The 11,306-nt window shown below is 41.6% G+C and carries 12 protein-coding genes; all 12 read left to right on the top strand.

The annotated features are described in order from the left end of the window. The coding region (locus BUB85_RS19425; protein ID WP_143160677.1) for an IS66 family transposase at window positions 1–326 on the top strand (326 nt) is incomplete at its 5' end. A 28-nt stretch (window positions 327–354) separates the two neighbouring features. After that, window positions 355–1,026 (top strand): LytR/AlgR family response regulator transcription factor, encoded by a 672-nt coding sequence (locus BUB85_RS19420; protein ID WP_073113160.1) that lies wholly within the window; start codon window positions 355–357, stop codon window positions 1,024–1,026. A 2-nt stretch (window positions 1,027–1,028) separates the two neighbouring features. Further along, window positions 1,029–1,655, top strand: a complete 627-nt coding sequence (locus BUB85_RS19415; RefSeq protein ID WP_073113159.1) for a hypothetical protein — start codon at window positions 1,029–1,031, stop codon at window positions 1,653–1,655. Window position 1,656: 1 nt separating this feature from the next. Further along, entirely contained in the window at window positions 1,657–1,836 is a 180-nt protein-coding gene (locus tag BUB85_RS21285; RefSeq protein WP_143160795.1) for a hypothetical protein, read from the top strand. A 64-nt stretch (window positions 1,837–1,900) separates the two neighbouring features. Further along, a complete protein-coding gene (locus BUB85_RS19410) occupies window positions 1,901–2,329 on the top strand; it encodes an RrF2 family transcriptional regulator (RefSeq protein ID WP_073113161.1) in 429 nt (142 codons plus the stop codon). Next, window positions 2,326–6,705: an InlB B-repeat-containing protein gene (locus BUB85_RS19405; RefSeq protein WP_073113158.1), complete on the top strand. Its 4,380-nt coding sequence runs from the start codon at window positions 2,326–2,328 to the stop codon at window positions 6,703–6,705. Before BUB85_RS19410 ends, BUB85_RS19405 begins: the two co-directional genes overlap by 4 nt. A 2-nt stretch (window positions 6,706–6,707) precedes the next feature. Next, a complete protein-coding gene (gene lepB, locus BUB85_RS19400; RefSeq protein ID WP_073113157.1) occupies window positions 6,708–7,235 on the top strand; it encodes a signal peptidase I in 528 nt (175 codons plus the stop codon). A 46-nt stretch (window positions 7,236–7,281) separates the two neighbouring features. After that, window positions 7,282–8,463 carry a DUF7601 domain-containing protein gene (locus tag BUB85_RS19395; protein ID WP_073113156.1) on the top strand — a complete coding sequence of 394 codons (1,182 nt, stop codon included), beginning with the start codon at window positions 7,282–7,284 and terminating at the stop codon, window positions 8,461–8,463. Then, window positions 8,463–9,410, top strand: coding sequence for a class B sortase (gene srtB, locus BUB85_RS19390; RefSeq protein WP_073113155.1), 948 nt, complete (start codon window positions 8,463–8,465; stop codon window positions 9,408–9,410). The genes BUB85_RS19395 and srtB overlap by 1 nt, the downstream gene beginning before the upstream one ends. Continuing rightward, the gene (locus BUB85_RS19385) at window positions 9,379–10,074 is read left to right on the top strand and encodes a Spy0128 family protein (RefSeq protein ID WP_073113154.1); all 696 of its coding nucleotides are present in this window, start codon (window positions 9,379–9,381) and stop codon (window positions 10,072–10,074) included. The genes srtB and BUB85_RS19385 overlap by 32 nt, the downstream gene beginning before the upstream one ends. A gap of 241 nt (window positions 10,075–10,315) precedes the next feature. Next, window positions 10,316–10,711: a lipocalin-like domain-containing protein gene (locus BUB85_RS19380; RefSeq protein WP_073113153.1), complete on the top strand. Its 396-nt coding sequence runs from the start codon at window positions 10,316–10,318 to the stop codon at window positions 10,709–10,711. Window positions 10,712–10,806: 95 nt separating this feature from the next. Further along, window positions 10,807–11,061, top strand: a complete 255-nt coding sequence (locus BUB85_RS19375; protein ID WP_073113152.1) for a hypothetical protein — start codon at window positions 10,807–10,809, stop codon at window positions 11,059–11,061. The last annotated feature ends 245 nt before the right edge of the window (window positions 11,062–11,306 follow it).

Here is an 11,306-nt window from a genome sequence, read left to right as displayed (position 1 = left end):
CTTTACCAGAAGTCACAACCAAAAAGCGTGGTCGAAAGAAAAAGACCAAGGTACTAAATCTAATTGACAGACTTGTGAATTACAAGGCATCAGTCTGCTTATTTATAAAGAATCTCTGTGTTCCGTTTGATAATAACCTTGCGGAACGTGATTTGCGCATGATTAAGGTTAAAACCAAGGTCTCAGGATGTTTTCGCAGTGAGGAAGGCGCACAGGAATATCTTACAATCATGAGCTATATTGGGACTGCTCATAAGCATGGAATAAATGCTTTTACAGCAATCAGAGAAGCCCTTTTAGGGAATTCCGATATCATCTTTAACTAATGGAGTTCTGAACAGTTACGAAACATCTATGATGAATCATGTTTCCATGCTGAAAAAATATGCAGAAGAACATGAGATACCTATAAAAATCAACGTCTACCCGGATGTGGAGACGATGCTGTTTCACATTACAAATTTGGAGTTCCAGATAGATTTGGTTTTTCTGGATGTGGAAATTGCTGGTTTTGCAGTTGTGGATCTATTACGGGAAAGAAATTTTTATGGGGAAGTGATTTTTCTGACTCAAGTTGAGGATCAGTGGGAAAAAGCCTTTGACGTACAGGCATTTCATTACGTGATTGAGCGTAACTGCGATCAGAAACGCTTTGCATGGATTGTAGAGAAAGTGCTTCAGAAGATAGAGAAAAAGCATGAGGAAACATTGGCATTAACCTGTGCCGGAAAACGAGTAGTATTGCCTATCCGGGATATTGTCTATTTTGAAGTAAAGGAGCGTTGGATTACGGCCTACTATGGGAAGGAAAGTTTTGAGTTTTTTTCCCGTTTGGGAAAAATAGAAGAAACACTGGCAGGAAAAGGATTTGTGAGAGTGAGTCGGTTTTATCTGGTGGCGGTACGTTACATAGCATCCGTCCGGTACGATGAACTGACACTTCTAAATGGAACAAAAGTCCCTATTGGCAGGGGAAAATATCAAGAGGTGCGTACCCAATTCGAAAGGATGGAAGGGGGCAGATAGCAGTGGGAAAGAAAAAGCAGTTGCTGATTCCAGTCTGCATCCTGTTCCTCTTATGTATTCCAAGCCAGGTGAGGGCAGATTACTTTGAAAACCACGTAGATAGAGGCGATTACTGTATGCAGGCAAAGGATATTCGTATTACAGATGCACAAAGAAAAAACTGGATGCATGCGGGAACTTTACAGGAAAAGTTGTTGGAATTAAGTGGGGTGTTTGTGAATCAGTTCCATCCAAGTGATTCCACCCAATACTGGACAGAATATGATGGAAGTATTGAAGTTGATATGCAGGCATTGGAAGGACTGCAGATGCAGGACGGAAATCCGTCAAAGACAGTGCCGGTGGTCTTTTATATAGAGGGGAATGAAGATGTCTCCATCACAATCCATGTAGAAGTTACAGCTTCCGAACAGCAATCAACAAACAGCACAGGTGAATCAGATGTATCGGAAAACATACCGAGAAAAAACAAGGAGCAAAATGGCACCAGTGGAACTGATAGAACTAGAACAGGATTCTGGCTGTTTATCACGATTGTCTCTGTGATGGGATATGGATACAGTCTACATTCTGATTTCAAGGTACTGAGGAAATATAAACGACTCAAAGAAAGTGAAGGGACACAGTAGTATGGCAGTCATTTCAGCAGAGAGGATACTTATTTCTATTTTTCTTTTGGTAATGCTAGGAGGAACGGTATTGAAACTCTATACAAGGAGAAAGCTCTCCTATATTGATGGTCTAAGTCCAATTATAAAACAGGACATGGAACAGGAACATATCATTGGAGCATTTGGAGAGGAGTCTTAATTTTTTTAGGGGGAAATGAAACCAATCCTAGAATAGGTTGGGATTGGCAGGAAAGGGAAAGAACATGCAACTGACATTAATGACGGATTATGCAATACGCACCGTACTCTATCTGACCCAAAAGGGAGGAATTGTACCAGCAGGGGAGATAGCACAAAGTATGTCCATACCCAAAGCATATTTGATGAAGGCTTTAAATACCCTGCGAAAAGCTGGATACATAGATGCCAGCACAGGTGTAAACGGAGGGTACTGGATGCTAGTAGAAGCAGAAGAACTGACACTCCTGGATATTATCCAGGCCACAGAATCCACGACCAAGTTGAACAGGTGCATGGAACAAGATCATTTCTGTAGCCGAGTGGCTACAAAAGACTGCCCTGTGCGTAGTTTTTATATGACCGTACAGAGCACCATAGAGAAACAGCTCTCAGCAATGACGATAGCAAATCTGCTGGAGGAGAATAAGGCAGGACAGGAGGAATACCAATGAAAAAGATATTGCAGAGAAGTGAAAGGGGAGTGGCTTTTTTACTGGCTATGCTAATGGCATTTTCATCGCCAATCAGCGTACTGGCAGCCAACCCCATTATCACAGAGGTAAAGAATGAAGGGTCGGATTTAGACTATACATTTACAGAGAACCCCTCAGAAGATGGAACTACAGCAGATATTCAATTAGAAGTCATAGAAAAGAATGGAAATGTCCTGACAGAGGTTACCACGCCAGATGGGACCGTGGTTTATCCGGAGTCAAAAGATGGGAAGGACGGCTTTAAGCAGTCCTCGGATGGTGTAGAACGGAATGTGATTCACTATGCGGCTTCTGAGAATGGAAAGATTTCTTTCAATCTTAAATATGTTACACAGGGAGTTGCCGACACCAATCAATTAGAAATCTTTGATTCTGAGGAAACAGAACCCACAAACGTTCCAGTTGCAAATGACTTGGGAGAAGAAAATATTACAGAAGTTCCGAATAAGTCGGAAGAAAATCTGGAGGAGGTAACACCTGAATCTGAGCAGAGCCTAGAAATAACAGAACCTCAATCGGAACAAGAACAAGGTTTATTGGGCAAGGCAATCGATACACTTTTTCCTGTGATGGAAGTACAGGCAGCGGAAACGGATACGCAACTGGCGGAAAAGACGATGGAAATCGAGTATGAAGTAACAAGTTTAAATGCTAATGTTTTGCCGATGCAGAGCGCAAAAAGTGGTGGTGTAGTAACTACATTTGAGGAATTGAAAACGGCAATAGGAAATGCTGGAGACGGAGAGGTTATTAGAATCAGTGGTACAATCCTGGTACCTGAGACAATAAGAATAAGTCAAAACATCACTTTAGAAGGAGGAAAACTAATTAAAGAAGGAAATTTTGGGTTAATTAGAGTCAATAGCAATTACTCATTACAATTGACGGATATTGTTTTAGATGGAAATCGGGATAATATTGAATTTTTTACAACTGAACTGGTACCACTTGTCGAAATGAGAAGTTTTTCTCAACTGGTAACAACTGGAACCACAATTTTACAAAACAATTACAGTAGCTACTCGGGCAATGTGTATAAGGGAAGTGCTATTGGGTGCTCTGGTCAGCTAAAAAATTGTAAAATTACTATTAATGAAGGCACTATTATACAAAATAACGAGATAGGATCTGGTGGAGGCGCTATTGGCATTGAAATGGTTAGAAATTGTGAACTCTTTATAAACGGTGGAGAGATTAAAAATAACAAAGCTGGAATTTGCGGAGGAGGAATATATGCTCCCGGGGTTGTTACTTATTTGCGTGGTGGAACTATTACCGGTAATGCTGCAGGGTATGCAGGAGGGACTTTGCTTACAGATCCAATCGTAGGCGGAGATATAAAAATTGCGGATAATATGTCTCTAAATGATGGGGTTCCAGATGATATGTATGTGGAGGCGACGTATGGAGAACTAATTTACCTTGAAAGTGATTTTACAGGTCAAATAGGAATACGCCTTGACAAATCTGTTCCATTTCCAACTTTTCAAGATGTTGTTGTAGGAGATGGATTTGATCCGACTGCCAGTATGGCAGAAAACAAAGCTGGAGCTCAAGCAAATTTCTTTTCAGACGATCCAACATATATTACCCGGCTTGAACCAGACGGAGACAACCATAAAGTAGTCATTGGCTTTCCCAAAGTGACTTATGATACCAAGAGTGGTGATTTTGCCCCAGGAGAGGAACAGGAGTTTTATACTACAGCAAACCAGCCAATTACAAAACCAAGTGAACCAACACTTGCAGACCATGAGTTTGTTGGATGGTACACCACATCAGACTATCAGGATGGAACCGAGTTTGATTTTAATACACCAATTATAAAAGATACTACTTTATATGCTAAGTGGAAGTTAAACCTCTATACCGTAAAATTTGCACTCAAAGATGGAGAACGAGGCGGAATCCTTGAAGGCGATACGGCAGATCAGAGTGTAAAATATAACCAGTATGCCGCTGCAGGTGCGCAGGCGACTGCAAATGTTGATTCTGCTTTTATCGGATGGAGCTACAGTTATACTCCGGTAGGTTCCACGACACTGATATCCGGTACGGTGATGGATTACACTACCGTGCCAATCCAAAATAACGTAACATTTATTGCTAACTTTGCGAAAGTTCCTTTTGTATCTGGTATTAGTACCAACGGTTATGTGTCCGTTCAAAAAGGCGGAGCTCCGGCAGATGTAGGAACGACTACAGTAACGAAGATAGAATATGACCTTACAGATACCCTTCCGGCCAAAGCTGGATTCAAATTTAAAGGGGCACTACACTACCATATTAATGAAATCAAATTAAATGATTCATACAACCATGAATTTACACTAGATTTAAATAGTACACAAAAACAGAGTTTTACCGTAGGAGAAGATGGACATACATCAACTGTTAATATTACCGTAGATAAGGAAAATGAAACCTTAGATATTACAGGGATAGAAGAGAGCCTTAAATTCAATTTTATATTTGCAGAAGATACCAAGTATACCGTTTCCTTTAAAGAAGAAAAAAATTCCACAGATAACTTTGGGCAGAATACCGGACTTTATACGGGAGACACGATGGGCAATGCACCTGCCACAAATCCTACAAAGGTGGGATATACCTTTGATGGGTGGAGCCGCGATGGAAGTAATGCTCCAGAAAAAATGTATGATCCGAATGCACAAATCAAGGATAAGGACGAACTATACTATGCAGTCTGGACACCAAAGGAATACACCATTCATTACAATACGGATGGCGGAACAACAGTGCCAGATAAAACAGGTGTATATTTTACCGATACGGGGCTTATCCCGACGGACAACCCAACCAAGAATGGCTATACCTTTGCGGGTTGGGAAAAGGATGCCACAACAATCGGTACGGATACCGCCTATAACACATTGGTGGTAGATGATACCGTCATGGAAGTGACCTTGACCGCTAAATGGGATGTGAAACACTTTAATGCTTCCTGGATAACAAAAGACGGAGAGACGTTGGGAAGTATCGATGGTGGAAACCAGACAGAAGAAGGGATTGCGTATAACCAAAATGCAACAAAGGATGTAACGGCTACACCTGCATCCAATGATTCCGAATTCATCGGATGGGATTATTCTTACATTCCAGATGGCAGCACGACACCAGTAACAGGATTTACAGACGATTATAAAACAATCCCTGTCCTGGGCAATATTACCTTCACAGCGAAATTTGCACTCAAGCCATTTGTAAGCATTGGGGCGACCAACGGTAAAGTAACCGCAATAAAGGGAACTACGCCGGAAGAAATATCGGGAAGCTCCGGAACAACCGCATTGATTCAGTATACAGCAGCGGAGGATATTGAAAACAACAAAGGCACGGTTTCCTTAAAGTATGGAGCTGATATACACCATCATTTGTCTACTATTTCATTCAAAGACACGCTGGGACATGAGTATACCATATGGACAAAGGATGGTAGTGGAATAACAGCAGGACCAGACTACGAAGTAGGAAATCGCACACCAGCTACTAAGGTACATGTTACGATTGATGAAAGAAACGGTGTTATAAATGTATCCAATATTGACACATCACTGGCATTTACAGTGGTATTTGAAGAAGATACGAAGTATAAGGTGGAGTTTTTCCGGGATAAGGATGATCAGAGTTCTCTTATGCAGACCAATGATGGGCTGTATACCGGAAATCCAGTAGGAGCAAAACCAGATCCAGATCCGACCAAGCCGGGATACCAGTTCTTAGGCTGGAGTACCGATGGAACCAATGACCCGGATAAGATGTACGCACCGGATACCCTGATTGCAGATGCAGATATTGCATATTATGGGGTATGGGAACTGACAGATTATAAGCTGACCATCAGCAAGACAGTGGACGGAGAGCATGGAAATAAGAATCAGGACTTCCATTTTACCGTTACACTGAAAGATAAGGATGGAACACCATTAAACGGCACCTATTCTTATACGGGAGATGCGATTACAGGAGTAGAAAAGCCTGAAGATGGAACCGTGACACTGGATGCAGAGGGCAAGGCAGAGATTACATTAAAGCATGGACAGAGTATTGTTCTGAATGGTCTACATATAGAGAAACAGTATACGGTGGTAGAAAAGGAAGCCAACCAAAACGGTTACATCACTACCGCCACAGGAGAGAACAATCCTAACATAACAGGGGATTCCGTGGCAGCCTTTACAAACACCAGGACAACGACACCACCGACAGGTATCGGCCCAATGAGCCACTTGCCAACCATGATTTTAGGTGTGGTGATCTTAATATTGACCTGTGTAGGACTTTTGTGGTCGCGCAGAAGGAGGCGGGCTTAAAGATGGGGCAGGAAGTACGACAGCAAGAGCGGGAGCCCCCATCCCTGCTCCAGGAAATTTTATTCCTATTCTTAAAGATAGGGGCAATCCTGATCTTACTGGTGCTATTGTTCACGTTTCTATTTGGGATTTTTAGAAATGGAGACAATTCCATGGCACCAGGATTTCGGGAGGGAGATTTAGTTGTGTACTACCGCCTGGACAAAGCATACATAGCATCCGATAACCTGGTGGTGGAATACGAAGGAAAAAAGCAGGTACGGCGGGTAGTAGCTGTGGCAGGAGATACCGTGGATATCACGGAAGAAGGTCTACTGATCAATGGCTCCCTGCAGGATGAACCGAGAATTTATGAAGAAACAAAACGCTATGCCCAGGGGATTGATTTCCCTGTAACCATAAAAGAGGGAGAAGTATTCCTTCTAGGAGACAGCCGGGAACAAGCGACAGACAGTCGTATTTATGGACCGGTGCAGGTAAAAGACACACTGGGTAAGGTCATGACGCTGATTCGGCGCCGTGATATGTAACTTGATGACAGACTATAATAAACAAAGAAAAATGGGAGGATTTAAAATGAAGAACAATAAGATAAAACGAATCTTAACTAGCGTACTGGGAATGACCATGGCATTGGGATTATGCATGGGTACTGGTATTCCAGTTCATGCAGCAAATGAGGTAATGGAAGGCACAGAGGACGCACCAGCGGATGCCTATCTGACAAAGGAACTGCAGGTGGCAGAAGGAGTAACTGTTCCAGGTGCAACATTTTCTTTCCAATTTGAACAGGTGAAAGAAGACGGAGGTGCACCAACTGCACAGATGCCAGCAATCACGGATAAGACGATTGCATACACAAATACTGATACAGCAGTACCGGATGCATCTGGTCTGATGAAGAACAAGAAAATTTCCGGGAAAATATTAGACGGAGTCACCTTTTCACATGCAGGAGAGTATGAATACAAAGTAACAGAGGTACAGTCCGTGACTGGTTATACAGTAGACCCGGACAATGAGACCATGCAGTATTCTAAGGCAGAGTACACGATGCGTGTGATTGTAAATAATAAAGCAGATGGAAGCGGCGTCTATGTCAAATATGTGGTTGTTGACCGGGTATTAAATGATGCAGGTGCTGCAGAAGCAGCGAAGGTAACTCCAGGGGATGATGTGACAACAAATGCCTTCACATTTACAAACGTATTTACGAGAGAAGGCAGTCTATTGGATGGGAAAAATCCACTGGAAATCACGAAGACTGTAACGGGAGATGCAGGAGATAAAACAAAAGAGTTCGACTTTAGCTTAACTTTAACAAAAGCTGCTACAGAGAGTGCTGCAGTTACAGAATATCCAGCAGTGATTACAAGAGCAGATGGAACAACAGAGAACGTTACCGTTCCTGCCGGAACAGCATTTACATTCAAACTGAAACACGGAGATAACCTATCTTTTAAAGATAGTCTTCCAGCAGGTACCAGATATACCGTAGCAGAGACCGCAGCGACTGGGTATACTACCAGTGCAAAAGTGAAAGAAAATGGTGGAACTGAAACGACTATTGATAATGTGACTGTTACGAACAAGCTGGTAGGAGATCATGAAAACTATGCAAAGTATACCAATGATAAGAGTGTAACACCACCTACTGGAATCATCATCAACAATCTGCCTTTCATTCTTTTGATTGGATTTGCCATGGGAGCGTTTGCATTATTTATCGTTGCTAAGAGAAGACGCTCTATGCGTTAATGGCACGCAAAATTGTTTGTTTGCTAAATGAGTTTCTGAATATGTTGCTATTGTCTGCTGTCCTATTATTGTTTTTGTATGGATGTTATGGACTATGGGATTCCAAGATCGTCTATGAGGCGGCAGACAAGCTGCAGTATGAAGTTTATAAACCTACACAGAACCAACCCTCTTTTGAAGAGCTGCAGAGCAGGAACCCGGATGTTTTAGGATGGCTGTGCGTTTATGGAACAGGTATTGATTATCCGCTGGTACAAGGAGCAGACAATGATACGTATTTGAACACCAATGTAATGTGCGAATATGCCCTATCCGGGAGCATTTTCCTGGATGCCAAAAACCAGAGAGACTTTTCGGATTTTAACAGCCTTATTTATGGGCATCACATGGAGAAAAGTGCCATGTTCGGAGATGTGGGAAAGTTCTTGGAGCCGGATTATTTTGAGGAACACAAGTATGGCAGTATCTATTATGCGGGAAAGAATCATGGAATTGATTTTTTTGCAATGCTATCCGTGGATGCTTATGATACAGGGGTTTACAGACCAGCGGTAGTGGGTCAGGAAGTGCAACAGGAATATCTGGATGGGATATGGGCAAAAGCGGTACAGAAACGTCATATGCAGGTTACTACAGATGACCGAATCGTGCTTTTAAGCACTTGTGATTCCCAGACAACGAGTGGGCGGCATATCCTGGTCGGCAAACTAACGGATGATGTAAAGAAGAATGCCTTTGAGACAGATACACAGGAGGGAAATTCTATGATCAACAAAGTAGAGCAACAGTCAGCTGGTGACTTGATTCGGCAGATGCCAAAATGGATATGGGCAGTGCTAGGCTTCGTATTGCTAATAGCAACACTTATTTTATGGAAGCATCATAAGAGGAAACAAAGAAAGATGGGAGATACAGATGGAGATAAGAAAGAGCAGAACGGTATGTAGAAGATACTTCATACTTCCAATACTGGCGACAATGGTTTTTATGATGTCAGCAGCCACAGTCCATGCCTCTTCCGATTATGCAACGGTTCAGATTCCGGTAAAACAGATTTTCACAGCAAAACAGGGTACGGTGCCTGAGGGGGGGAATACTTTTTATTATGAACTTATCCCACAGCAGAAGGAGTATCCTATGCCGGAAGGAAGTAAAGATGGAATCTACTCCTTTACAATGAAGGATACGCAGGAATCAGGATTGGAAGGAATCACTTACTCCAAAGTAGGTGATTATGAGTATCAGCTCCGCCAGGTGATTTTGGATGAAAAAGAAGGTTATGAGTACGACAAAAGGACTTATACGGTAGTAGTAAGTATTCGAAACCAAGAGGAAAAAGGCTTCGTTGCAGATTTGATCCTAAAAAACGAAGCAGGAGAAAAAGTAGAGACAGGCATATTTGAAAATACCTATACCAGAAAAAAGGTATCGGCAGCGCCTGGAGGAAATACAACATCACCGAGTTATACAACATCGTCCAGCCAGAGCAGAAAAATGGTAAAAACTGGGGATGAGACAAAGCTGGCCCTTTTTATAGCATTGTTAGCTGGCTCATTTCTGGTGGTGATTATGCTGGCAGGTGTTAAGAGAAAGAAAAAAGGCAATGCATAATTTCCAATAGTTATGCATAAAAATGGCCGCTGATTAGGGGCGGCTGTTTTTATACCCTAAAATCGACAATTTTGTATATGAACAATGCATAAACCGATGTTTTTTGCATAAATGAAATTTAATCACAAGCAGTAAAAAGCATATAAACATGATATATGTATCCGCTGGAGATATATCAAAAATGGTATGAGCGGTCAGCGGGTTATATATAAATAAAAATTATCCCAAGGAGGAAAAAGAAATGAAGAAATTCAGAAAAGTAGTAATGGTAGTGATGGTGGCAATGATGGCGATGGCGGCTTTGGCAGGGTGCGGTGGAAAAGATAGCACACCGGAAATCGTGGGAACCTGGAGTGTATCCGAACTGGAAGCATCCGGTGTAAGTATCTCTGTAGAAGAGTATGCAAAGCAGCTGGGACAAGGGGAGGATGCAATAAAGATGGATCTGACATGCAAAGAGGATAAATCTTTTTCTATGGATATGGCAGGACAGAAAACAGAAGGTACCTGGAAAGAAAAAGACGGTAAATTTGTGCTTACAGTGGATGGCGAGGATCAGGAAGTGTCAATTACAGACGGAAAACTGGTACTTGAAGAGGCAACATCCGGCATGAAAATGACAATGAAAAAGAAATAGAAAACACCTTTTATAATTTGGCTACAGGGCTGTGTCTGACAACAGCTCTTAGCCAAATTAAACGCTATTATTAGAAAATAAGGAGTAGGGAAGAGATGATGAAAAGAAAAAGCAGATTATGGATGGCATTGACCGGATTCATGCTGGTTGCGGGGATTTTAACCGGATGCGGAGAAAAGGTGACCACAGAAAGCTTGTTAAAAGATGTAAATGAAAACTATAAGCAGGCAGAATCGTTTAAAGGGGATTTAAAATTAGATGTAACTGTTCAGAACCCCCTTGGGGAACTAATTAATTTTTGTACAAAACAGAGAATTTTTAAAACCTGTTTTGCGATATTATTTCGGTAATTGGTGGATAACCAATTGTTTGTGATTGAATAATTTAATTCATTGTGGATTACTCTTTCAATCTTTCAAATAACTCTGATTCAAAGCCAAATTCTATGGCTTTTGAATATATTTAACAACAACTGAACATTGAAAAACATTACTTATCCACAGTCATTTTCACCATAGGTGAATCTATGTGAATTCGCTTTTTTCCTGAGTTTTTAGTACAATGGAGACATAAAACACAAGGAAGAAGGTGGTCT

The sequence above is a fragment of the Hespellia stercorisuis DSM 15480 genome, assembly GCF_900142165.1.
Taxonomy (GTDB): Bacteria; Bacillota; Clostridia; order Lachnospirales; family Lachnospiraceae; genus Hespellia; species Hespellia stercorisuis.
The sequence above is the reverse complement of the archived record's forward strand: the minus strand, read 5'-3'. Positions and strand labels throughout refer to the sequence as shown.